The 24,256-nt window shown below is 63.0% G+C and carries 23 protein-coding genes; 11 read left to right on the top strand and 12 right to left on the bottom strand.

Annotated elements, in window-relative coordinates; translation table 11 throughout:
* Positions 1–25 precede the first annotated feature (25 nt).
* From PJL15_RS09745 to PJL15_RS09730, 4 genes are all read left to right on the top strand, one after another.
* Positions 26–2,491, top strand: coding sequence for a helicase-associated domain-containing protein (locus tag PJL15_RS09745; protein WP_281450948.1), 2,466 nt, complete (start codon positions 26–28; stop codon positions 2,489–2,491).
* 94 nt (positions 2,492–2,585) lie between these two features.
* Positions 2,586–4,244, top strand: a complete 1,659-nt coding sequence (locus tag PJL15_RS09740) for a DNA repair helicase XPB (protein ID WP_281450947.1) — start codon at positions 2,586–2,588, stop codon at positions 4,242–4,244.
* Positions 4,245–4,447: 203 nt separating this feature from the next.
* A complete protein-coding gene (locus PJL15_RS09735; protein WP_189015628.1) occupies positions 4,448–4,921 on the top strand; it encodes a hypothetical protein in 474 nt (157 codons plus the stop codon).
* 12 nt (positions 4,922–4,933) lie between these two features.
* Positions 4,934–7,033: a multicopper oxidase family protein gene (locus tag PJL15_RS09730; protein WP_281450946.1), complete on the top strand. Its 2,100-nt coding sequence runs from the start codon at positions 4,934–4,936 to the stop codon at positions 7,031–7,033.
* 7 nt (positions 7,034–7,040) lie between these two features.
* On the opposite strand, the gene PJL15_RS09725 is transcribed toward PJL15_RS09730, so the two are convergent.
* Entirely contained in the window at positions 7,041–7,262 is a 222-nt protein-coding gene (locus PJL15_RS09725; protein WP_281450945.1) for a hypothetical protein, read from the bottom strand.
* 79 nt (positions 7,263–7,341) lie between these two features.
* Positions 7,342–8,265: a LysR family transcriptional regulator ArgP gene (locus PJL15_RS09720; protein WP_281450944.1), complete on the bottom strand. Its 924-nt coding sequence runs from the start codon at positions 8,263–8,265 to the stop codon at positions 7,342–7,344.
* Between the two features lie 68 nt (positions 8,266–8,333).
* Here PJL15_RS09720 and PJL15_RS09715 point away from each other — a divergent pair, with 68 nt between their 5' ends.
* The 4 genes from PJL15_RS09715 (at position 8,334) to PJL15_RS09700 (ending at position 11,648) form a co-directional block, all read left to right on the top strand.
* Positions 8,334–8,960 (top strand): LysE/ArgO family amino acid transporter, encoded by a 627-nt coding sequence (locus PJL15_RS09715; protein ID WP_281450943.1) that lies wholly within the window; start codon positions 8,334–8,336, stop codon positions 8,958–8,960.
* Between the two features lie 84 nt (positions 8,961–9,044).
* The gene (locus PJL15_RS09710) at positions 9,045–9,755 is read left to right on the top strand and encodes a response regulator transcription factor (protein WP_026267426.1); all 711 of its coding nucleotides are present in this window, start codon (positions 9,045–9,047) and stop codon (positions 9,753–9,755) included.
* 2 nt (positions 9,756–9,757) lie between these two features.
* On the top strand, positions 9,758–11,221 hold the full coding sequence (locus tag PJL15_RS09705) for a sensor histidine kinase (RefSeq protein ID WP_281450942.1): 1,464 nt from the start codon (positions 9,758–9,760) through the stop codon (positions 11,219–11,221).
* A 136-nt stretch (positions 11,222–11,357) separates the two neighbouring features.
* Entirely contained in the window at positions 11,358–11,648 is a 291-nt protein-coding gene (locus PJL15_RS09700; RefSeq protein ID WP_281450941.1) for a WXG100 family type VII secretion target, read from the top strand.
* A gap of 126 nt (positions 11,649–11,774) precedes the next feature.
* On the opposite strand, the gene PJL15_RS09695 is transcribed toward PJL15_RS09700, so the two are convergent.
* From PJL15_RS09695 to PJL15_RS09675, 5 genes are all read right to left on the bottom strand, one after another.
* Entirely contained in the window at positions 11,775–12,839 is a 1,065-nt protein-coding gene (locus tag PJL15_RS09695) for a ribonuclease HI family protein (protein WP_281450940.1), read from the bottom strand.
* Between the two features lie 231 nt (positions 12,840–13,070).
* Positions 13,071–14,696, bottom strand: a complete 1,626-nt coding sequence (gene groL / locus PJL15_RS09690; RefSeq protein WP_281450939.1) for a chaperonin GroEL — start codon at positions 14,694–14,696, stop codon at positions 13,071–13,073.
* Positions 14,697–15,018: 322 nt separating this feature from the next.
* Positions 15,019–15,222 carry a cold-shock protein gene (locus PJL15_RS09685; RefSeq protein WP_011773737.1) on the bottom strand — a complete coding sequence of 68 codons (204 nt, stop codon included), beginning with the start codon at positions 15,220–15,222 and terminating at the stop codon, positions 15,019–15,021.
* A gap of 168 nt (positions 15,223–15,390) precedes the next feature.
* Entirely contained in the window at positions 15,391–16,023 is a 633-nt protein-coding gene (locus PJL15_RS09680) for a LytR C-terminal domain-containing protein (RefSeq protein WP_281450938.1), read from the bottom strand.
* Between the two features lie 49 nt (positions 16,024–16,072).
* The gene (locus PJL15_RS09675; protein ID WP_432443811.1) at positions 16,073–16,408 is read right to left on the bottom strand and encodes a DUF3263 domain-containing protein; all 336 of its coding nucleotides are present in this window, start codon (positions 16,406–16,408) and stop codon (positions 16,073–16,075) included.
* 108 nt (positions 16,409–16,516) lie between these two features.
* Here PJL15_RS09675 and PJL15_RS09670 point away from each other — a divergent pair, with 108 nt between their 5' ends.
* Together PJL15_RS09670 and PJL15_RS09665 are read left to right on the top strand one after the other, a co-directional pair.
* Complete coding sequence (locus PJL15_RS09670) at positions 16,517–17,284, top strand: uracil-DNA glycosylase (protein WP_281450937.1); 768 nt, start codon at positions 16,517–16,519, stop codon at positions 17,282–17,284.
* Between the two features lie 279 nt (positions 17,285–17,563).
* On the top strand, positions 17,564–18,403 hold the full coding sequence (locus PJL15_RS09665; RefSeq protein ID WP_281450936.1) for a siderophore-interacting protein: 840 nt from the start codon (positions 17,564–17,566) through the stop codon (positions 18,401–18,403).
* A gap of 15 nt (positions 18,404–18,418) precedes the next feature.
* Here PJL15_RS09665 and PJL15_RS09660 read toward each other — a convergent pair whose 3' ends face one another.
* From PJL15_RS09660 to PJL15_RS09650, 3 genes are all read right to left on the bottom strand, one after another.
* Complete coding sequence (locus PJL15_RS09660; RefSeq protein ID WP_281450935.1) at positions 18,419–19,906, bottom strand: threonine/serine ThrE exporter family protein; 1,488 nt, start codon at positions 19,904–19,906, stop codon at positions 18,419–18,421.
* A 27-nt stretch (positions 19,907–19,933) separates the two neighbouring features.
* A complete protein-coding gene (locus PJL15_RS09655) occupies positions 19,934–21,250 on the bottom strand; it encodes a peptidoglycan bridge formation glycyltransferase FemA/FemB family protein (RefSeq protein WP_281450934.1) in 1,317 nt (438 codons plus the stop codon).
* Between the two features lie 110 nt (positions 21,251–21,360).
* A complete protein-coding gene (locus PJL15_RS09650; protein ID WP_281450933.1) occupies positions 21,361–22,449 on the bottom strand; it encodes a lipid II:glycine glycyltransferase FemX in 1,089 nt (362 codons plus the stop codon).
* A 222-nt stretch (positions 22,450–22,671) separates the two neighbouring features.
* Between PJL15_RS09650 and PJL15_RS09645 the strand changes: the two genes are divergently transcribed.
* Entirely contained in the window at positions 22,672–23,187 is a 516-nt protein-coding gene (locus PJL15_RS09645) for a class IV adenylate cyclase (RefSeq protein WP_281450932.1), read from the top strand.
* 25 nt (positions 23,188–23,212) lie between these two features.
* On the opposite strand, the gene PJL15_RS09640 is transcribed toward PJL15_RS09645, so the two are convergent.
* Positions 23,213–24,034 (bottom strand): DNA/RNA non-specific endonuclease, encoded by an 822-nt coding sequence (locus PJL15_RS09640; protein WP_281450931.1) that lies wholly within the window; start codon positions 24,032–24,034, stop codon positions 23,213–23,215.
* 38 nt (positions 24,035–24,072) lie between these two features.
* The coding region (locus PJL15_RS09635; protein WP_281450930.1) for an L-serine ammonia-lyase, iron-sulfur-dependent, subunit alpha at positions 24,073–24,256 on the bottom strand (184 nt) is incomplete at its 5' end.

The following is a 24,256-nucleotide window of genomic DNA, read 5'->3' as shown; positions in this document are numbered from 1 at the left end:
GCCCGGGGGCGGTAACGTTGGATTGATGTCCCTTATACGCGCGCTCAGCAAGGAACTGGAGGCGCGCAGCGACAACTCGCTGCGGGCCTTGTTTGCCGCGCGGCCGGACCTCATTTCCCCCATGGCTCCGGACTTTGCGGCATTGGCTGCGAGGGCGAGTGCCCGCGTCAGTGTCCAGCGGGCCCTGGAACGGTTGAACAAGCCGGAGATGCAGGTCCTGGAAACCCTGCACCTTTGTACCAACGCCGATACCGGGCACAGCGTTTCTGCTGCCGGGTTGAAGAAAGTCATCGCCGGCTCCACGCTTTCCGCTCTGGATCCCATTCTGGCGAAGTTGCAGGAACTGGCCCTGATCCACCGGGCGGACCCACCCCAGGGCTCACCGACTACCTCCTCCCGCCAACGCTTCTACCTCCCGGTGGGCAGCCTCAAGGATGTAATCGGCATTTACCCGGCGGGGCTGGGCAGGAGCTACACGGAGCTTGTCCGCCTGCAGCCGGCTTTCGCGCAGCGTGTGGTCCATTTGGTGGCAGAACTGCACCACAGCGGCCTCGGCATCCATCCTGCCAGCACGCCCATGGATGCCGCCCTGGCCCTGCAACGCTGGACATCCACTCCGGAGAACCTGGCCGCAATCCTGTCCACAGCCCCCGAGCGGACCACCGGCTTACTGGACAAGTTCGGCAGCTGGGCCATGGGCGCAGTACCCCAAGCCCAACGGCGGGCGTCGGTCACGCACGAAAGCCACGACGTCGGACCCATCGACTGGCTGTTGGCCCGCGGCCTGCTGGTACCCCTGGATGCCGGCCACGTGGAGTTGCCGCACAGCGTGGGCCTTGCCCTCCGCGGTGGCGCCATCATTGACGATTTCACGCTCTCCCCACCGGTTCCCGAACTCGGCCACACCAGTGCGGCCCTGCGCCGCAATGCCGCCATGGGTGCCATCGCCGAAACGTTGAGACTGGCCAATGAGCTGCTGTTCGCCGTTCGGGAGCAACCCCTCGCTACCCTCAGGAGCGGCGGCGTGGGCGTCCGGGAATTGCGGCGCCTTGCTGAGTCGATCCGCTTGGGCGTGCAGCAGACGGCGATTCTCCTTGAGCTGTGCGCCTTGTCCGGCCTGCTGCGGCTGGATGTGGACAGTTCAACCTGGATCCAGCCGCCATCGCTGGAATGGCTTACTTTGCCGCGGCAGGAACAATGGCTCTGGCTGGTCAATGCATGGTTGGCCAGCGAGCGCGCCCCTTCGTTGGTGGGACAGCCCCTGACGGGCCCTCCGTCCACCTCCGCCCATCATGGCGCTGCAGGGGCCACCATCAACGCTTTGTCCGCGGAGGCCCAGCGGCCCGACGCCCCGGTGGTCCGGCGGAGGGTCCTTGAGATCCTGAACGAGTTGACTGTGGAGGCCGCAGCCCCGGATGGCAAGGCTCCCGTGCTGGATGCCAGGGCTGTCCTGCAGCGGGCTGAGTGGGCCCAGCCACGGATGTCCCGCAGGTTCAGTTCGTTGGTGCGCGGCATCCTTGAGGAGGCCACCCTTCTGGGACTCATGGGCTCCGGCGCACTGACCCAGCTGGGCTCGGCCATTGCCGGGTCCCAGCCCGAGAAGGCCATGACCATCCTGGGCGAACACCTTCCTGCCGCCGTGAACCACATCCTCCTGCAAGCTGACCTGACCGCGGTTGCCCCGGGCTACCTGGCACCGGAGCTGAGCGAGACGCTGCTGTTGATGGCCGACGCCGAGGGGCAGGGTCCGGCGTCGATCTACCGGTTCTCCGCCGCCACAGTCCGCCGGGCCCTCGACGCCGGACAGGACGCCGAATCGCTACTGGCCTTCCTCCGCGAGCACTCCGCCACCGACGTGCCCCAACCGTTGGCGTACCTCATCCAGGACACGGCATCCCGGCATGGCCGCCTCCGGGTGGGTACCAGCGCCAGCTTCATTCAAAGCGACGACGAAACTGCCATCTCCGAGCTCCTGCACGAAGCGCGGACCTCTGTCCTGAGCCTGGTGCGCATCGCCCCCACCGTACTGACGTCCTCGGCCAGCCCCCGTGAAACGGCCCGCGTCCTGCGTGAGCTGGGACTCTCACCCGCCGTGCAGGAGGCCGAGTCCGCCGTCGTGCGTTTCAAACGCACCACAGCGGTGCCCGGAAGCGCGCGCCCCGTCTATACGGCTCCCCGGACGGCTCCGCCGGACGACGACGTCGAGGCACAGCTTGTGGTCCTTCGGCAGCATCGTGCCGTCCCGGCCGAGGCGACGGGCGAAGCCTCCACGCAGCTTGGCCTGGAGACATTGCAGACAGCTATCCGGCTCAAGCAGGCCGTCACCATGAACGTGGTGGACAGCCTGGGGAATGCCAACACCGAAACGGTTGTTCCTGTATCCGTCTCCGGCGGACGCGTCCGGGTGTTCGATCCCGCCAAGGACACCGAGCGGGTGTTGTCCATCCACAGGATCATCGATGTGGAGCCGGCAGGAGACGTGCGTTCATGAAGCCGGCACCGCCCGCCAACCCGCGCCGTGAGGGTGCCAAGTGAGGATTGAACTGTGACCGTGAGGACTAAGCCGTGACCGTGAGGACCAAGCTGTGAACGACGGTCCGCTGATCGTACAAAGTGACAAGACCATATTGCTGGAAGTCGACCACGAGCTCGCCACCGAAGCCCGGCATGCCATTGCGGCCTTCGCCGAGCTGGAGCGCGCCCCGGAACATATGCACAGCTACCGGCTCACGCCCTTGGGCTTGTGGAACGCGCGGGCTGCGGGACTGGACGCCGAGCAGGTGCTCGATACCCTGCTGAAGTACTCGCGCTTTCCCGTGCCACATGCGTTGCTGATCGACGTCGAAGAAACCATGTCACGCTACGGCCGCCTGCGGTTGGAGAAGGACCCCCAGCACGGCCTGGTGATGCGGACCGATGACTACCCCGTGCTGGAGGAGGTCATCCGTGCCAAGAAGATCGCTCCCCTGCTGGGACCGAGGATCGATGGCGAAACCGTGGTGGTGCATTCCTCGCAGCGGGGCCAGCTGAAGCAACTGCTCCTCAAACTGGGCTGGCCCGCCGAAGACCTCGCCGGGTACGTCGACGGGCAGCCGCACTTGATCATGCTCGACGAAAGCGGCTGGCAGCTGCGGCCGTACCAGAAGCTGGCCACTGAGAACTTCTGGGCCGGCGGCAGCGGCGTCGTCGTGCTTCCCTGCGGTGCCGGAAAGACCCTGGTGGGCGCGGCGGCTATGGCGACGTCCTCCACCACCACCCTCATCCTGGTAACCAACACTGTTTCCGCGCGGCAGTGGAAGGATGAGCTCCTCAAGAGGACGTCGCTCACCGAAGACGAGGTCGGCGAATACTCCGGAGCCGTCAAGGAGGTCCGGCCGGTCACCATCGCCACGTACCAGGTGCTGACCACCAAGCGCGGTGGCCTTTATCCGCACCTGGAACTCGTGGACGGCCATGACTGGGGACTCATCATCTATGACGAAGTCCACCTGCTGCCTGCCCCGATTTTCCGCATGACAGCTGACCTGCAGGCCCGGCGCCGGCTTGGCCTCACCGCCACGCTGGTTCGTGAGGACGGCCGGGAAGGCGAAGTGTTCAGCCTGATCGGCCCCAAGCGGTACGACGCGCCGTGGAAAGACATCGAAGCGCAGGGTTACATTGCGCCCGCGGACTGCGTGGAAGTCCGAGTCGACCTCCCCCGGGACGAACGCGTGGCCTACGCCATGGCCGACGACGCCGACAAGTACCGTCTCTGCGCCACCTCGGAAACCAAAACCAAGCTCGTGGAAGACCTGGTAGCGGTCCACAAGGGCGAGCAGCTGCTGGTGATCGGACAGTACATCGACCAGTTGGACGAAATCGCCGAGCGGTTGGATGCACCCCTGATCAAGGGCGAAACCAGCGTCAAGGCGCGGCAGAAGCTCTTTGATGCCTTCCGCAAGGGCGAGATCCACACCCTGGTGGTGTCCAAAGTGGCCAACTTCTCCATCGACCTCCCCGAAGCGTCCGTGGCGATCCAGGTGTCAGGTTCCTTTGGCTCACGCCAGGAAGAAGCCCAGCGCTTGGGCCGCCTCCTGCGCCCCAAGCAGGATGGCCGCGCCGCCCGGTTCTACTCACTGGTGGCCCGGGACACGCTGGACCAGGACTTCGCTGCCAAGCGCCAACGGTTCCTGGCCGAACAGGGCTATGCCTACCGGATCATGGATGCCAAGGATGTTGGCAGGGATGTGGGGCAGGAACAGTAGCAGGCTCGCAGGGAATCACCCCGCGCCTCTTGCTATTGACCTCCAACGACTTTACGATTCCTAAAGAAGCTCTCCGCCCCAGGTGGCTGCCCTTGGTCCAGGCAGTCCGGCGGCCAGCCGTCGGCACTGGGGGAAGCCCGCAGCCAGGGAGCCGGCGGTTTGAAGGCCTAAAAGAATCCACGCATTCCCGTAGAGGATTCCCCATGCGTAAAGCCCTTCTGGTCATTTCCGCAATAGTCCTGTTATCAGCACTCGCACAGTTGTTTTTTGCAGGCTACTTCCACTTCCAGAACACCATCGAAGCCCAGCACGAAGCGGGCGTTTTCCACGTGATGAACGGCCAGTACGTGCTGCGTTATTCAGCGCTTCTCGCCGCCATCGTCGCTGCCATTGCCCGGATGGGCGCCCGGACAATCTGGCTGGCCGCTGGAATTTTCCTTCTCTCCTGGGTCCAGCTGTTCATTTTCATCATTGGCGGCATGCTGACCGGTTCTTCAGAAGATTTCATTACTCCCGCCGGCTCGTGGGTTGTGTCCATCCACCCGCTGACCGGGCTGCTGATGATTTTCATGTCCTACTGGCTCTTCACCCGCGCCCGCGCGGCTGCCCTCAACCCACAGCCGTTGCCTCCCAAGGCTGCTGCTTCGGATGCTTCTGCCTCCTCCAGCGCAGCCTGAGCAAAGGCAGCTGTGAATACCTCGCAGCTGCTGGCGGTGGATTTGGTGTTGTCCGTCCTCGCGGCCGCAGCATGGACCGCTGCCGTGTGGATGACCGTTGTATCCAGCACTGACCGCAGACCAGGGCCACGCCGCGGAGTTGGCGGAGTTGGTTTGGCCTTGCTGTTGGTGGGCGCCGCCGTCGTCCTGACGGTGGCACGTTATGCCTTGCTTCCAACTTTGGTGGCCGGCAGTTGGTGGTTTGCCAGCGAACGCATAATCATCAATGTGCCTCTGACCGCCATCCCCGCGGCTTGGGCCGCGATGGCCGGTGTTCCGTTCTTGCTGAGGAGGCGGAACACCGGCTCCAAACCCGCCAGGGAGGTCCGTTGGAAAGTGGGATCGACCCGGCAAGGCGCCGTAATGGCGATGGTAGCCGCAGCCGCGGCCGCGGTGGCCTCCTTGGCATTGGTCCTGATCCTGGGCCCGTTCCCCGCGCCGTGGAGCATCGCAGTACTGCTTTTCATGGTGGCCGGGACGGTGTTGATCGCCAGGACCGCGCTGACAAGCCCGGCTCACCCCCGCCCTGCCGGCACCACTGGCAGACGCTCGACGGCGGCGGCCTCCGTGGCGGTCCTGATGGCCTGCACGGCATTGGGTTCGGGAGTCTTTGCCTGGCTTGGGAGCCGCTCCGCCGACGGCGCGGTGATCGCTGCCGCCGTCGGACATCACCACGGTGGCTTCCCCACCACCGTGACGGACCCGACGCCGGTAACCAGCCTCATAGGCAATGTCCCCGCAGGCGCTGTGGTCCGGCACTACGAACTGACCGCCCGGGTGGAGCACGTAACCCTGCCGTCCGGACAAACCACCGAGGCTTGGACCTTCGGGAGCCTTCCCGGCCCTACGATCGAAGCCACGTTGGGTGAAGTGGTGGAGGTGGTTCTCAACAACCGCGATGTGGCCGCCGGCGTTACCCTGCATTGGCATGGATATGACGTCCCGAATGCCATGGACGGAGTCGCTGGCGCAACACAGGACGCAGTGATGCCGGGCCAATCCACCACCTATCGTTTCACTGCCGCGCAAGCCGGTTCATACTGGTATCACACACATCAGGATTCGGCCGAAGGTGTCCGCAAGGGCCTCTACGGCGCATTCGTCGTGCACCACCCTGCTGCTGTCCGTGCCGGCACGGACATCGTGGTGGCGGGGCACGACCTCGGCGGTCTGGGGTTGCTGGGCTCCTCAGACCGCAGCAGTGGGTACCAGGCCGCCCCTGGCACCACTGTGCGGCTGCGGCTGGTAAATACCGATTCCTTACCTCAGCGCTATCTTGTGGAAGGCACCTCCTTCAAGGCCGTGGCCGTGGACGGAACCGAGGTCAACGACCCCCAGGACATCGCCGGAAAGCTGGTGCGGCTGGGAGCGGGCGGCCGGGTGGACATCGCGTTCACCATGCCTGCTTCGGCAGTCACCCTGCGCTCGGACTCAGCTGCTGACGCCGTGGTGGTCGTTGCACCGCCGGGAACCCAGGCAACGGTCGGCGGGAAGGCACCCTCAAGCGTCTTTGCCACTACCCCCGTGCTGGACTTTTTGGATTATGGCAAACCCTTGTCCTCGGGGGTCACAGGGTCCACGGGGTCCTTGGGCGAAACCCGGCCCGGGAGCCCGGCGGGAACCTCCACGGCTCCGGCCGTGACACGTGATGAGGTCATGGTGCTGGACCGGCAGTTTCGCTTCGTGGATGGAGTCCCGCGTTATGCCTTCACCGTGAACGGGGCGGCGTACCCATTGGTCCCCTCCATTGAGGTGGCTGAGGGCGACACCGTGAAACTCACAGTTGTGAACCGGACCGCCGAGCCGCATCCGATGCATCCGCACGGCCACCATGTTCAGGTGCTCAGCCGAAACGGGGTGGCCCCCAGTGGCTCGCCCCTGGTCCTGGACACCGTGGAAGTTCTGCCCGGCGAAGTGTGGGAACTGCTGCTGCATGCTGATAATCCAGGCATCTGGATGGATCACTGCCACAACCTGGAGCATGCCGCAGAGGGCATGATGATGGTTCTCAAGTACGAAGGTGTGTCATCGCCGTTCGTCCACGGCGGTCACATCGGAAACCGGCCGGAATAGCCAGGATTCAGGCAACCATCCGGCTGGCGACTGTGGTGTTCACCTGGTCAATAACGGCCCAGGCATCGGCGTCGCGAAGTTGGGCACTTGCAAACCGTTCGGCGGCCGCAAGGTCCTGGAAGTCTTCGCGGCGTACACGGCCGGTGTCCGTGTCCAGGTACGTGACATGGAACTCGACATCGGAGGCATGCTGCTGGTGGATGCTGACTGGAGCTGCTGTGTTTGCCATGTTTAAAGTGTGGAACGGGGCACTGACATTTTAGGAAGCATCGGTGGGCGTGTCCGGATTCAGGATTCCTCAGGTGGATTCAGGGCTTCCTCAGGTACTGCGCCGAAACCTCCCGCACGGTCTCGCTGAGCGTGTCCAGCACCGAAGACGCCGTGCGCCAACGCTGCCAGTAGAGCGGCACGTCAAAGGGCTGCCCCGGGGCCAGCTCAACAAGCCGGCCGTCGGCAATGTCCGGACCGCACTGGACTTCCGGAATGAGCCCCCAGCCAAGTCCCAGGCGGATGGCGTCTCCGAAGTCCTGCGACGCCGGCACATAATGGCGGGGCCCCTTCCTCTCGGGGACGGGTTTGCCTTCAGCTTTGAAACAGGACTGCACGAAGGCCCATTGGTAGGTGTCCTTTCTGTCGAAGTCCACCGTGGGGGAAGCGTTCAGCGCGTGGGCGTCCGGGCCCTCCGGAAAGGCTGGAAACCAACGCTGCACGAAATCCGGTGCAGCCACGGGGAGATACCGCATGATGCCCAGGCTCTCAACGCGACAGCCCTGGACCGGCTCGGGCGTAGCCGTGACGGCAGCCATGACCGTCCCGGACCGCAACAGAGATGTGGAGTGCTGTTCGTCATCACGGTGGAGGTCGAAAGTGACGTTGAGGCCGGCGGGAACCTGGGCAAGTGCTTTCAGGAACCACACCGCCAGTGAGTCGGCGTTGACGACGATCGGCACAGCCAGTTGTGGCCGGCCGCCATCCAGGCCTAGTTCCTTGCCCGCGTCAGCTTCCAACTGGGCCACCTGCCGGGCCAGCCGCAACACCACTTCACCGGCTTCGGTTGCCAGGGCAGGGTTGCTGCGTTGCAGCAGGACGCGGCCGGTGGACTGTTCCAGCGCCTTCAGCCGCTGTGACACCGCCGACGGCGTGATGTGCAGCAAGCGTGCCGCTGCTTCCAGCGTGCCTTCGGAGAGGACGGTGGCGAAAGTGAGCAGTTGCTCGGAGGGAAACGGGGTCATTAGCTAAGCTTATGCGGCCTGAGAATCTTTAGCTGGTCTAAGGAAGGCATGATCCGTAGTTTCAGAGAGTGACTTCCCTTGATTTCCTCCATTCCGCAGGCCTCGGCCTGGCCACGGGCCTTGCCCTGATCGTCGCCATCGGTGCCCAGAATGCCTTCGTCCTGCGCCAAGGCATCCGTGGCGAACACATCGCCCCCATCGTTGCGGTGTGTGCTCTCTCCGACGCCGTCCTGATCGCGGCGGGAGTCCTTGGCACCGGTGCGCTGATAACGGCAGCCCCTGCCGCCGTCGTCGTGCTCCGCTATGTGGGCGCCGCGTTCCTGGTGACCTATGGCCTCATGGCGGCCAAGCGCGCAATGCGGCCCACTTCGTTGACGGCTGGAGATACGCATGCCCACGGCAAGGGAGGGGCAGCGGCCGCGATCACCACCGTGCTGGCACTCACCTGGCTCAACCCGCACGTCTACTTGGACATCGCGCTCATCGGCTCGTTGGCCAGTGCACAGGGAAGCCCGCTGCAATGGTGGTTCGGAGCCGGTGCCATGCTGGGCAGCATCCTATGGTTCTGTTCCCTTGGTTTCGGCGCCCGTTTCCTCCGCGGATTCTTCGCCCGCCCGTTGTCCTGGCGGTTTTTGGACGGTGGAATTGCCCTCACCATGGTGGCCTTGGGGGCGGGGCTGGTTCTGGGCGCTTGACGTGCCGGCGCGTAGTGGCGGCACGCAGTGCGCTCACATGCGGCATCCAGATAACTCCCAGTTTCTGGGAGCACTATGGGTGTCATGAAAAAGAACGGTCCTGAAGCCAAGCTCCTTGTGGTTGACGACGAACCCAACATTCGCGAGCTTCTGTCCACGTCGCTGCGTTTCGCCGGTTTCGAGGTGGTGGCCGCCGCGAACGGTCGCGAAGCCCTCGCCGCTGCCGACCTTCATGCCCCGGATCTGGCGGTCCTGGACGTCATGCTTCCGGATATGGACGGTTTTACCGTCACCCGCCGCCTGCGTGCGGCCGGCAAGCATTTCCCCGTCCTCTTCCTGACCGCGAAGGACGACACCGAGGACAAGGTCACGGGCCTCACTGTCGGTGGCGACGACTACGTCACCAAACCGTTCAGCCTGGACGAAGTAGTGGCGCGCATCCGGGCCGTTCTCCGACGCACCCAGCCCCTCGAAGATGACGACGCTGTGATCCGTGTTGACGATCTGGAACTCGACGACGACGCACACGAAGTCCGCCGCGGCGGCACCGTGATCGAGCTTTCGCCCACCGAGTTCAAGCTCCTCCGCTACCTGATGCTCAACCCCAACCGGGTGCTGTCCAAGGCCCAGATCCTTGACCACGTGTGGGAGTACGACTTCAACGGCGATGCCTCGATTGTTGAGTCCTACATTTCCTACCTTCGCCGCAAGGTGGACATCGACCCCGATGCCGCAGCCCTCATCCAGACCAAGCGCGGCGTGGGCTACGTGCTGCGGACGGCAGAGAAGCGCTGACCTTGTTGCAACGCTGGAAGTCGGCTTCCCTGCGGTCGCAGCTGGTAGCCATCATCATGTGCCTGCTCCTGCTTGCCCTCGCGGCGACCGGCGCGGGCACACTGACACTTGTCAAGAGCTACCTGCAAGGCCAGGTGGACGACAAGCTGAAGGCCGCCGTCGCCCTGGCCCAGGACCGCCAGTCCTTCGACAGGTTGACCGAACCCAACAGTGCCGTGCCGGCGGACACCGCTGTTCCCACGGACTATTCCCTGACGCTGTACGTCCCTGACCTTGCGCCATACCCGTTCGGCGGGAGCCAGAGCGATCGTCCCGCGATCTCCAACATCACCCCGTTGGAGGCAAAGCAGCGCGCGAATGCTCCGTTCCAGGTCAAGGGAACGGCCGGGACCAACTGGCGGGTTGTCGCCGTCGGAGTGGTTGCCAACGGGCAGAACGGCGTCGTGATCATTGGGCTGCCGCTGACGCCCGTGGACAAAGTCATGGAGCATGCCGTCCTTGTGGTGGTGGGTGTTGGCCTCTTGACGCTGGTCCTGGCCTTCTTCATCGCCACTTGGACAGTCGCACGATCCTTCCGGCCCCTGGCAAAGGTGGAAAAGACGGCCGCGGCCATCGCCGCCGGAGATCTCTCGCGCCGCGTGGAAGTGGATAATCCACACACCGAAGTTGGCCGGCTCGGTGGTTCCCTCAACGCCATGCTCGCCCACATTGAGGCCTCGTTTTCCGCGCGCGCAGCTTCGGAGGGCCGGATGCGCCGCTTTGCAGCGGATGCCTCCCACGAACTGCGGACTCCCCTGGTGACCATTCGCGGTTTCTCGGAGCTATACCGGCACGGAGCCCTGTCCACCGAGGAAGACGTGGCAATGGCGATGGGCAGGATCGAAAGCGAAGCCAAGCGGATGGGTTCCATGGTGGAAGACCTGCTGCTTCTGGCCCGATTGGATGAACAGCGGCCACTGCAACTCAAGCCGGTGGACCTGCAGCTGCTGGCGCACGATGCCATGGTGGACACCAAAGCCTCCTCCGGAGACAGGACCATCACCCTCACGGGGCTCGACGGCGGCTCCCCCTCCGCTGCGCCGGTTCAAGGCGATGAAGCCAAACTTCGGCAGGTCATTGGGAACCTCGTGGGTAACGCCTTGCGCTACACGCCTGAGGGAAGCCCGATTGAGCTCGCCGTGGGTGTCCGGCCCACTCCCGCCGGCAAGGACTCAGTGATCGAAATCCGCGATCACGGGCAAGGTATTCCGGAGGCGGAAACCAACAAGATCTTCGAGCGCTTCTACCGGGCGGACACTTCGCGCACCCGGGAAACGGGCGGAAGCGGCCTTGGGCTGGCGATCGTTGCGGCGATCGTGGGTTCGCATGGTGGTTCCGTCCAGGTCAGGGAGACCGACGGCGGTGGGGCCACTTTGGTGGTCAGCCTTCCGTTCCACGATGAACCGGCAGAGGCGCCCTCCGCGTAGCGGTTCTATCCACATAGAGACCTTATCCACATAGCGACGAAGGGCCATTACGGGCGTTGAGCCCTGTGCCTAGGCTGAATGCAGTGGCCACGCATCCCCCGCATTCCGCGGAACACTTCGTCGAAAGGCATCACCCATGAGCGTCATCTCCGTTGATACCGAACTGCTTCAGCTCAAGTCGGCCAACGTCAAGGCAACTGTGGATCGCATCAGTTCGGACGTGCACTCCATGACACGGGGCCTGGAGGAACTGCAGGCAACCTGGAAAGGTTCAGCCGCCAGCAACTTCCAGGCCCTGGTGGTGGAATGGGCGCTTACCCAAAGCAAGGTTGAGGCCTCGTTGGCTTCCATCACGTTGGCCCTGTCCTCGGCAGCAACAAGCTACTCGGAGGTTGAGCAGGGCAACACCCAGCGCTTCACCTACTAGGTGAACCGGAGACCACTGAACTTCAGGGATTCATCGAACTCCTGTGGGGCCGGCTGTCTTCCCCCTGTGCATCCGGCCCTACAGGTTACTTGGCCCTAATCCCGCTGGTGCTGATTCCCCATCGGACTATTTTTCCGGAGTGCCCTGGTGGAACCGGAGCCGCCACTGGCCCCGGTCCAGCGTCCAGACCGAGCTGCGAAGCGCTGAACCCGTGTGCGCGAAACTCCGGTAGGTCAGCAGGATGGTGTTTTCACTGAGTCGGTCGGCGCCCAGGAGTTCCAGTTCCGTGGCTTCACCCGGGTCTTCTTCCAGGGCCATCATCATGGCGTCACGGGTCCAGTACCGGCCCGAGCTGCCAATCTCCGCAAAGTCCGGGTGGAGCAGCACCCCGATCCTGCCAATATCGGCCCTGACATCCGGCCTCAAAAGCTCGCGCTCCAAAGCGAGGACCGTGTCCTCCGGCGAAAGCTCCGGCGCTGAGGCCTCGTCGCCAAGTTCACTGAACAGATCGGCCTGCCCGAAGATGCCCGATTCACCAAAGAGGGTGGGCTCAAAATGTGGCCGGATGCTGCGATCAGCCCGGGCCGGCGCGGGGACTGCGCCCGCAGTCGAGGCACGGCCCGCCCCTGCGGGTACGGACACAGCCTCGGAGGTAAGGACCGAGCCGGCAGAGGCAGGCGCCGCGCTCAGGGACTCGCTGCCAGAGGTGGCTCCAACACCCGGCGCTCCGGGGAAGCCAGGGCCACTTCGGGGAGCTACGCCTTGTTGGTAAGCCATGGCCACAGCACGTGCGCGCTCGTCCGCGGCCTCGTTGAGGTCATGGCCCGCATGGCCTTTGACCCATTCAAACTTGTACTTCCGTCCCACGATCGCCTGGTCGATGTCTTTGAGGAGGTCGACGTTCAGGACGGGCTTCCCATCGGCCTTGCGCCATCCCTTGCGCTTCCAGCCCGGCATCCACTTTGTGATGCAGTTGATGACGTATTGGCTGTCGCAGAGGATCAGCAGGTCTTCGTGCGGCACGTGGGCTGTTGAACGGAAGAGGTCCAGGACAGCCATCAATTCGCCCTGGTTGTTGGTGCCGTGCGGCCACCCTCCCGCGTGCCAACAGGATTCATCAACGTACCAGGCCCAACCGGCCGGCCCAGGATTACCGAGGGCGGACCCATCGGCGGCAGCAATAATCGTCATGCGTTAATCCTGCCAGACCCCACAGACAATGAATTCGCGTCCGCGCCCATCGAGAACGCGGGAATCAGGCGAAATCGCTGTAATTCTCCCCACGAATAGGACGTTTTCGCACTCGTTCGGCGATCTACGGACAACGCCGAAACGCCGACGGCGGCCCCCACCAAAAAGGTGGGGACCGCCGTCGTATGTTTCAAGCGTGAGCTTGGCGCCGTATTGCTACAGCGGGGTGGCTTAGAAGCCGCCCATGCCGCCCATGTCGTCGCCGCCGGGAGCCGGAGCGTTCTTCTCGGGCTTGTCAGCGACTACAGCTTCGGTGGTCAGGAAGAGACCAGCGATGGAAGCAGCGTTCTGGAGAGCCGAGCGGGTGACCTTTACGGGGTCGTTCACACCGGCGGCCAGAAGGTCTTCGTAGACGCCCGTGGCAGCGTTCAGGCCGTGGCCGGAAGGCAGGCCGCGAACCTTGTCCACTACAACGCCAGGCTCGAGGCCGGCGTTGAAGGCAATCTGCTTCAGCGGAGCGTCGATGGCAACCTTGACGATGTTGGCACCCGTTGCCTCGTCACCCTGCAGGGTGAGGTTGGCGAATGCCTTGGCGCCGGCCTGGATGAGGGCAACGCCACCACCGGCAACGATGCCTTCTTCAACAGCAGCCTTGGCGTTGCGGACTGCGTCCTCAATGCGGTGCTTGCGTTCCTTGAGCTCAACTTCGGTAGCTGCACCGGCCTTGATGACTGCAACGCCGCCGGCCAGCTTGGCCAGGCGCTCCTGCAGCTTCTCGCGGTCGTAGTCGGAGTCGGAGTTCTCGATCTCGGCGCGGATCTGGGCAACACGGCCCGCGATTGCGTCGGCGTCGCCGGCACCTTCAACGATGGTGGTCTCGTCCTTGGTCACAACAACCTTGCGGGCGGTGCCGAGGAGGTCGAGGCCGGCGTTTTCGAGCTTGAGGCCAACTTCTTCGGAGATGACCTGGCCACCGGTGAGGATGGCGATGTCGGCCAGCTGGGCCTTGCGGCGGTCACCGAAGCCCGGAGCCTTGACGGCGACTGACTTGAAGGTGCCACGGATCTTGTTGACGATCAGGGTGGCCAGGGCCTCGCCCTCGATGTCTTCGGCGATGATCAGCAGCGGCTTGTTGGACTGCATGACCTTCTCCAGAACCGTGACGAGTTCCTTCACGTTGGAGATTTTGGAGTTGACGATCAGGATGTACGGGTCCTCGAGGACCGTTTCCTGGCGCTCTGCGTCGGTGACGAAGTAAGCGGAGATGTAGCCCTTGTCGAAGCGCATGCCTTCGGTGAGCTCGAGTTCCAGGCCGAAGGTGTTGGACTCTTCAACCGTGATGACGCCTTCCTTGCCCACCTTGTCCAGGGCTTCGGCGATGAGGCTGCCGATTTCCGGGTCACCGGCGGAGATGGAAGCCGTGGCTGCGATCTCTTCCTTGGTTTCGATTTCCTTGGCGGAGTTCAGCAGCTCGCTGATGACTGCCTCAACAGCCTTCTCGATACCGCGCTTGAGGGACAGCGGGTCGGCGCCGGCGGCAACGTTGCGCAGGCCTTCCTTCACCAGTGCCTGGGCAAGAACGGTTGCAGTGGTCGTACCGTCGCCAGCGACGTCATCCGTCTTCTTGGCAACTTCCTTGACCAGCTCTGCACCGATCTTCTCGTAAGGATCGTCCAGCTCGATCTCCTTGGCGATGGAAACACCATCGTTGGTGATCGTGGGGGCGCCCCACTTCTTTTCGAGGACGACGTTGCGTCCACGCGGGCCGAGGGTGACCTTGACGGCGTCTGCGAGGGTGTTCAGACCCCGCTCGAGGCCGCGGCGTGCCTCTTCATCAAATGCAATGATCTTGGCCATAACGGCGGTAGTCCTTTCGGGACAGTCGTTAAGAAGGTACCTGTCAGATGGAGTGCCCGCGACGGACGGTCCTTTGCGAGCGGCCTCTGTATGCCCCGCGCTCCGGACCTCACCCCACCAAGGTGTTTCTTGATCCCCCGACGGTTCCACCACTGTCCGGCAGCCGGGATACCCGGCTGAGGTTTTAGCAGTCGAACCGTAAGAGTGCTAAATCAATAATTAGCACTCGACCGGGGAGAGTGCAAGCAGAGACTCCACTTTTCGCACTAAAGACGGGGCTTTCAGCCAACAGCTGACCGGGCCCCGGGGAACGCACGAAGGGTCAGGCGACGCGGACACCTTCGGCCTGGGGCCCCTTCTGACCCTCTCCCAGTTCGAACTCCACCCGCTGGCCCTCTTCGAGGGCGCGGAAGCCATCCATCTGGATAGCCGACCAGTGCACGAAAACGTCGTCACCGGACTCATCCACAGTGATGAATCCGTAGCCTTTTTCGGCGTTGAACCATTTGACGGTTCCCAATGCCATGATGCCCACACTTTCGCAGTAGCCAAGACCGGTTGCCGGGATCTCCGGACCGGAATTAGTCCACTGTAACCACAGTCACTCTGCCGGCGCTGCCCTCAAAGGGCAGGGCGCTGGTTTTGTTATTGAGGCTTAACCGAGTTTGGGTTTATGGGCCCTGGAACCGCGTGATTACTGGTAGCCCGGTCCCGCTACGACCACAAGCGGCTGCTGGACATCAGGCGTTTCAACGATCGATTGGATACCCAGGAGGGCTCCCAAAGCCTCGGCGTTGGCTTTCTGTTCGGGAGCGTTGTAGAAGATCACGGAGGTCTGCTGGGGAATGCCGCCCCAGTTGCCCACCGTACTGAGCGTCCAACCGCCGCCTTGCACGAGCCCTGCCACACGGCCGGCCAGGCCTGCGGTACCGGCCCCGTTGTAGACAGCGACGGGAACACTCTTGTCCACCGGCGCCGAGGACGGAGTCGCCGACGGGCTGGACGACGGGCTCGACGAGGATGTGGGCTGGCTGCTCGGTTCGCTGGAAGCGGACGGGGCGCTGCTCGATTCGGAAGGCGCAGCGGACGGCGACGTCGACGTTTGCTGGGGCACCGGCGTCGAGACGTTTGACGACGCGCTGGGCGCGACCAGCCCGAGGTTCGGAAGGATGAGGAACGCCACCAGGCCGAGTACCAACGCCACGGCTCCAACGGTCAGGACGGGCCACAATGTGGGACGCGCAATGTCCTGGCCGTCGCGATGAACGCCTTGCCGGGAGGTGTTCTGTGGGACCTGGTCGAATTCGTCCCTGGCATATTTGGTCATGGTGAAGCGTTGTCCTTGCTGGTTGCTGCTGACAGATCAGCCTGGCGAATTACGCGTCCGACCCCAAGCGCCGCGCTGTCCGCGCACGCTGGCGGGACGTACGTAGTCTACGCAATCTCTTGACGAGCATGGGGTCGTGGGCCAGCGCGTCCTCGGTATCGATCAACGCATTCAGGATCTGGTAATAGTGGGTGGCCGATAGATCGAAGAGCTCCCGGATAGCCTGTTCCTTGGCCCCGGCGTACTTCCACCACTGCCGTTCCAGTGCCAACATCTGCTGGTCGCGTTCACTCAATGGGGAGTCGCTTCGGGTCCCGGCCGCGAGGTCTTCCAAGGCCAAGCCATCTGCCTGCGGCGCCATTGGTTCCGGTGCTGGTTCTGCCACGGCATACTCCTTCGACGCTTGTTGGGGAAAATGTCCTACCCCCATGTTACGGGCGAATAACATCACTGTCATTCGCCCCGTCCCCGCCACGCGGGAGACAATGGCCAGGTGACTGGCGAGGATGCTCTCTTTGATCTTGAACCCGCTGGCGTGGCGGATCCGGGCTACGCCGCGCTGATTGACCGCCCCCTTGAGGAGCTGATGGCTCCTGACTGGGCCGATGCGATGCGCCCCGTGGAAGAGCATCTTCGCGATGCCCTGGCCTATGTCGCCGGGCAGGCCGGAGCCGGGAAACACATACTCCCTGCTCCAGGGAACGTCCTCCGCGCTTTCCAGCAGCCCCTTGCCGACGTCAAAGTACTTCTCCTGGGCCAGGACCCCTACCCGACACCAGGTCACGCGGTGGGGCTCTCCTTCTCCGTCTCGCGCCAAACGCGGCCGATTCCGCGAAGCCTTGCCAATATCTACCGCGAACTTCACGACGACCTGGGCCTCCAACCCCGCGTCCACGGCGACCTCAGCGCCTGGACCGAGCAGGGTGTGCTGCTGCTGAACCGCGTCCTCACCGTGGAGGCACGAACTGCCGGCGCCCACCGCGGCAAAGGGTGGGAGGCCATTACGACGGCGGCAGTCACCGCCGTCGCGAACCGTACTGACGGGGCGGGGCAGCGGAAGCCGCTGGTCGCGGTGTTGTGGGGCAAGGACGCCGAAAGCGTCATGCCGCTGCTGGACGGCGCGCCCGCGGTGGTTTCGGTCCACCCGAGCCCACTTTCGGCGTCGCGGGGCTTCTTCGGCTCCAAACCCTTCAGCCGGACCAACGAGCTGCTGGCTGAACAGGGCGCGGACCCCGTCGATTGGGAACTTCCGGTCCTTTAGCCGCCTCCTCCCCCAACGCTCACTCACATCCCACCCCCTTCAACCCAACCCTCATCCACATCCCACCCGTTTGCGGCCAACCCTCACCCACATCCCCACCCGAACAGACAGGACGCGAAGGACGGCCCCACTCGCGCACGCGAAACGTGAATGCGTCCCGGTCCAAGCACGCAGAACGTGAAGGAGGGACCGGCTGAAGCATGGGTGATGTGAGCGAGCGCTTGTAACCTTCGACTCATACCCAGCGGACGTTCGGGCCATTAGCTTAGGCTTACCTATATGTCTGCTCTTCCCGTCACGTCGTCCGCCACACGCAACACCCGTCCGCAGGTCAACTTGACTGTCCTGCGCAGCGAGCTGCTTTCGCCGCACATGGTGCGGATCGTTGCAGGTGGTCCAGGGTTCAGTGATTACGCGAACAACGACTATGTGGACCGGTATGTAAAGATCGTCTTCCCGCAGCACGGCGTGGACTACGAGCAGCCCCTGGACTTGTGGGCCATCCGCGAGAATATGCCACGCGAACAATGGCCGCACACCAGGACCTACACCATCCGGTGGGTGGACTTGGAGGCCCAGGAGTTGGCCATCGACTTCGTCGTTCATGGCGACGAGGGCTTGGCGGGCCCCTGGGCGGCCGCCGCCAAACCCGGAGATTCTTTGATCTTCACCGGCCCCGGGGGCGGCTACAACCCCTCCCCCGATGCCGACTGGTACCTCTTCGCCGGCGATGACGCCGCGATCCCGGCCATCGCTGCCTGCGTTGAAGCGCTCAGCCCCGATGCCCGGGGAACTGTCTATCTCGAGGTGGACAGCGAAGCCGACATCCTTCCGATCTCAGCGCCGCAGGGCGTGGAACTGCACTGGCTGCTGCGCAAGGGAACACCGGCCGGATCCAGCGACCTTTTGCTGGACGCCCTTCGAAACACAGACTGGCAGCCAGGCCGCGTCGATGTCTTTGCCCACGGTGAGCGGGGATACATGAAGGGCCTCAGGGAGATCTTCTTCGTCCAGCGCGGCTTGGAGCGTTCGCAGGTTTCATTGTCCGGATACTGGGCCCAGGGCCGCGTGGAGGAAGTCTTCCAGGCGGAAAAGAAGCTTCCCGTCGGCCAGATCTAGCCACTCCACACGAAGCTAGCGCCGCCGCACCCGGCGTCTTTCATTGCTGGAAAGACCCTTGGTCAGCGGCCGGGCCAGGTTGTCGCCGAGCACGATTCCAGCGGCTACACCCAATACGATCGCGCCTGCGTTGAACATTCCACCCGCGCCCAGCAGGATGTTGCCGCCTTCAACGGTCAAGGCGTACATGGAACGGAAAATGGTGAGCCCCGGAAGCAGTATCAGGGCCGCTGGAACAGCCACAACCAGTTGCGGGGCACCCAATTTAAGAGCCACCACGCGCGCCAACAGACCTATGACCACCGCTGCGACGGCTGGGGACAAACGGTCGCCGAGGCCACCTTGGCCGACCCCCCACAAGACGAAGAAACCTACCAACCCGACTGCCGCCGTCGGAATTAACAGCCGCATTTGCGTCTGTTCGGTGACGCCGATTGCGACCACCGCGATGGCGATCAGGATGGCTTGGCCCCACAACGGATACGCGTCGGGGAATGTTTGGGTGACGTCCAGGACCGCACTGCCCATGAGGGTACCCACCACCACGGCCACACCGATGCCCGCCACGATTGCGCCAAAGGTCAGAAGCGTGGAAAGGAACCGGCCGGCAGCCGTCACGGGGAAGCCGTTGATCGCATCCTGGACCGATGACACCAACCGGCCTGTGGGAAGCAGCAGCAGGATTCCACCGGCCACCACAATGGATGGCGCTATCTCCACACCCGCCCAGCGCAGCATCAGGGCCACGAAGGTGACCAGGAAGGCGCAGGCCATGGTGTTGAAGAAGTCGGCCGTCCGCCATCTGACGAGCTGACGGGACAACAGGCTGATGAGGATGTTGGAGCCGAAAGCCACCGCCGAGGCACCAATACCGCCGCCCAGCACGCCCACAAACACGGCCGCGAAAATTCCGAAGGCGATGGTAACCATCCACCGAGGGAAGGGTTTGGCGCTACGGATGATCTCGTTCAACCGACGGACGGCTTCGTCACGGCCCACTCCCCCGGCCACGATGTCCGTGACCAGTTGGTGCACCTGCGCGAGACCGGCGTAGTTGTTGGTCCAGGAGCGCACCACCCGCAGCAGCGTAATGGGCGTTTGGTCCTTGGGTGCGTAGTTGATGGCCACCGACTGGTTGGTGATGTCCACTTCCACGTTTTTCAGGCCAAGCGCGGCCGTGACAGCGATCATGCTGGTCTCGACTTCCAACGCACCTGCGCCATACCGGAACATGACTTCGGCCAAATGGAGAGCGAAATCAATGGTCTTGCGGGCCGAGGCATCTACGCCCACCACTTGGATGGTGGGGTTGGCGTAGGGACTTCCCGCGAGCCGGTCCACGATGTTCATTGGAGCGGTGGGCGGACTATCGCCCTGCACCAAGCGCATGAGCATGCGTTTGGCATTGACGTTCTGCCGGACCTGGGATGGCCGCAGCGGCTGGGTCTTGGGCAAACCGTCAGTATGCGGCCGGCCGGTGGACCCGTCGGGGCGTTCAGTCACGCGGTGATCCTCCCTTGGCTTGTTTGATTAGCGGTTACCCCGCAGTTTTCGTACTACCGGCAATTTCTCAAGCGGCAATCGTCCCAGAACTGTCTGGGCGGCTCCTGCGAGCTTCCTGGCCACGCGGTACGCGTTGTACTTGAGGGGGCTGACAGGAGCAACGAAGTCACCCAGCAACTGGACGACCTCACCGCCGAAGCCCTTCTTGAATTCGTAGCCACCGTGGCCGGTCTCGTCCTGGCCCTGGATGCCGAACGTTCCGTAGAAGTTGTACCGGGAGTAGCCATTGTTCAGCGCATGGAGCATCATGCCCCAGTAGAGGGACGTCGCACCGTTGAAGTAGATGTAGTCCTGCACGGTGCCGCCGATGACGCATGTCAGTTCGTCCCCGGAACACGCAAAGTGGATAGCCGCTACCGTGGCCACTCCGACGGAATCCGGGAACCGCTCGATGTCCTTGAGGCTGCGTTCGTAGCTGTCCACAAGGTCCTGGACAACCTTGACGCGGTTGGCCTTCTTTTTGCTGCCTGTCTCCTCGACTTCCCGCTTGAGGTCGGCGAGGGTTTTGGACTCAGCTTCCAAGCGCTCCGTGATGGACGCCCGATACTCGGGGATGTTGATCTTGGCCATCATGAGCTTGGTGAACTCGTCTGAGGTGTTCCTGAGGAGTTCCTCGTAGTACTCGCGTTCGCGGTACGTGAAGCCTTTCTCGTCCCCTGCAGTACTTAGCGCATTGTAGAAATCATCCAGGGTATCCAGCGTTGCCTGTTCCAGGTAAACGCCGTTCTTCTCCGCTTTCCTGATCGCCTTGCGCGTGCGGTAATTCATGCCCATGATGAGTTCTTCGGAATCGGCGATGCCGTCGAGCTGCTTGATGAACATCCAGTTGATGTTGGCGAAGTTCATGTCGAAGCCCTGGTGCTGGAAGCCCAGGCCCTCGAGTTCCTTGAGCAAGGGACGGTTGTCCTCGACCTCGGGGTGCTCCGCGCCGTCCTCATCACGAGCGATGTAACGGAGGTTCGGAGAGATCCGCAGCTCTGCGGCATTCTTCGAAGCCGCATGCTTTTTCAACTGCTCGACGACGAAGCGAACCACAGCGGGGTCGCTATAGTCCATCAGCGGTCCCTTGGCGCAGTCGGCGGTTTTGTAGCCGACGCGGTTGGACGTGTAAGTAAGCTTGCCCGCTGCAATGAGGCTCCCCCCGCGGGTCACGCCGAAGAGTTCCACTTCCTGCCCGCGGGCGCGCTGGAAACGCGTCAGGTCCATGGACTGGATGAAACTCCCCTGCGGGTGTCCCTTGGCGAACGTTTCGAAATCAGCGTCACTGAGAATCACGAATTCCATGTCGGTTCCAGCCTCGATCGGAGTCAAAGAAATTACCTCACCTAGATTAGTTTTGCGCCCGTTGGTGGCCGGGGCGGGCCTGTTCGTTGGCTTGTTGGCTTGGCTGCCCGTCAGTAGAACTGACCGCCGGTACGCATGGTTTCGAGCCGACGGAACACCCGCTCGGCCCCTTTGAGCCATAGCTTGTAGCGGACCGGACCCAGCACGAGGTCGTAGCAGCCCACAAAGTCAGTGACAGTCTTGGTGAAGCTCGTCTTGAACGATCCCAATCCGTACAGCGGATGGGATTTGTCCTTGATACTCGCCGCGGGAGGTGTGCCGCAGAAGTCGTACTCCACGCAGCCGAGCTCCTGCATCCGCTGGATCGCTGCCCATTGGACCAGGTGGGAGTCACCATATTGCTTGCGGTTTTGGGTGGATCCACCATCTTTGTAGGTGGCCTTGGAGCCGTAGTTGATGACGAAAGCTCCGACGCTCGGAGCACCGTCTTCGTAGACGAAGAAGAATTGTCCTTGGCCACGGCTGCAGAACTCGCCCCAGAACGTGGCGTAGTACTCGTAGCTTCGCAGTGGCATGGCACCCTTGGCGTTCATGGTGTTCTGCATCAGGGCGTAGAGCTTGCGGTAGCTGTCTTCGCCCGGCTCCCCTCGGACGACCTCGCAGCCTTCGCGCTCGGCCCGACGGACTGCGTTGCGGGCACGGGAGGAGATACTCCTGAGCACCTCGTTGGCCGGGGCCGCGACGTTCAGCACAGCGGTGGAGTCGTTGGATTGGATGTTCGGGGCCTTCACCAGGCCACCCGCCTTCAGTTGGGCAACCACCTCAGGTGACTCCACGACGTCGGGCTCTATCTTGATGGCGAAGACGTTCAGTTTCTGCTCTCTCGCCAAGGTGGCGACGGCGTCCAGCATCGGCTTGATGTCGTCGACGGACTCCGCGTCCGGCCCCTTGATGAGGTACCAGAGCCGTCCCAGGACGGGGAACTTCTTCTCCAGCAAGAGGTTGTAGCTGGAGTACTCTGCGGTCTCGATGACGAGCCGGCGGACCAGCCAGCCGTTGCCGTCCTTGACTGCCGCGTAGGCGTCCGACTGCAGCATGTTGCCGCCGTTCGGATTGGCAGTGACGTGCTTGTCCCAGTTATCGGTTTCCTCGGCAGTGGCAAAGCGGGCGGTAAATTCTCGCAAGGTGGCCGTGTCCAATCTCAGGGTTTTGGTGCAGTGTTCAAAGCGGTGTTCAAAGCATGGTGCGCATGCGGACATGCAGCTCCAAGTCTATCGGGCTGGGAGAAATCGGCTGGTTGGGCCAGCCGGAAGAGCAAACGAAACGTTCCCCAGGAGTCTTACAGCTGTTCGCTAGGCTTGGTAGCCACCGGTGGCTCGTTCCGCCGCGTCAATAGTCGCCAGTGATCCGGGGGGAAGTCCATGCCAACGAATATTGAAATCAAGGCACGTGTCGACAGCATCGAGCGGCTGTTACCGATCGTGCTTGCCTTGGGTGGCTCAGAACCTGTGCACAGCAGGCAGGATGATACTTTCTTCGAGTGCCCGAACGGGCGGCTCAAGCTTCGCATCACCGGCGATGGTGATGGGGTGCTGATTTTCTACCGCAGGCCAGACGAGCTTGGACCGAAGTCGTCGTATTACACCCATTCTGCGACGTCGGACCCGGACGGACTTCGCTTGGTGCTGACGGACGCGCATGGGGAGCTTGGACGTGTGAGAAAACATCGCGCCATGGTTCAAGTGGGAGATGCCCGCATCCATTTGGACTCGGTGGACGGGCTGGGTGACTTCGTCGAGCTTGAAGTTGCCGTTGGAGAACGACTTGGTCCCGAAGAAGCCACTGACCAGGCCCGTGAACTCATGGAAGCCTTGGGAATCGACTCCCAGAATCTGGCAAAGGGCGCCTACCTGGATCTGATCATGGCCAAGCTTTAAGTCTTCTTACTCACATGGGGTGGGCTTATAGTCGGATCTGTTCCATGCTCTCCAACTGGATGGCCTTGGGCGCTTTCCCAAGCTCACGCTGGCCGCTGACCAGCCTGTCCGCGTTCGTGAGGCGGCTGAGGCTCAGCCCGGTGAGGTCCGCGATCTCTCCGATGGGAACCTGGAAAGTCCGGAACGGTCCCAAGGGCGGCGGCTCGCCTTCCAGGAGCCGTTGGTCGATGGCCCTCTTCAGTTCCACTTTGCCGAGCAAGGGCGACTGGTCAAGGACGAATCCGACGGCGGCCAGCTTGGCATCGTTGGTCCACGCGGCGATCTTCCAGAACTTCCTTGGCACTTGGACGCCGCGGTAGGGAGGATCATCGTCCAGGAGCACAGGTCCAGTGAAGACACTGAGCTTGGCGTCGTAGGCGTCGGCATGTCCCAGCACGTGGTCCTCCAGGCCCACCCAAAGTTCCTTGCCCTGGTTGAAGTCGTCCACTTGGGGCGCGGCATTGGTGAACGAGAATGTAGCTTGGTTGGCCTTCTTGGCCGTGGCCGCATCACCCCACACGGGGTCCAGCCGCCGCACCAAGTGGCCCCGATCGAAGGCGTTGTTCTTGTAGACATCAGGGCCGGCCTGCTGTTCCCTGGGGATCCTGTCATCGAAGTGCCAGGTCCCTTCCCGTGCTAGGGGGTTCAGTTCCGCACCGCTGATGTTGACTCCCACGATCGCCGCGAGCTTCCGGGCAGCCCGGAAACGCACGGAGAAGTGGATGTAGTCCAAAAGTATCGTCGTTGCCGACGGACTGGGCAGTTCAAGGCGTGCCCGCAAAAAATCCCTGTCGTATCCCCCGCTCATGGATACAGCATGGCACTAGGCACCGACAGTAAAAAGACTCAGCATTCGACGACGTTGACGGCGAGGCCGCCCATCGCGGTTTCCTTGTACTTATCGGACATGTCCTTGCCCGTTTCACGCATGGTCACGATCACCTCATCCAACGACACCCGATGCGTCCCATCCCCCCACAACGCCATCTTCGCCGCGTTGATCGCCTTCGCCGCAGCAATCGCGTTCCGC

Origin of the sequence: Paenarthrobacter nitroguajacolicus, assembly GCF_029952445.1 — a bacterium.
GTDB lineage: Bacteria > Actinomycetota > Actinomycetes > Actinomycetales > Micrococcaceae > Arthrobacter > Arthrobacter nitroguajacolicus_B.
Note: the sequence above shows the minus strand (reverse complement) of the source record. Positions and strands in the feature narration are given on the sequence as shown.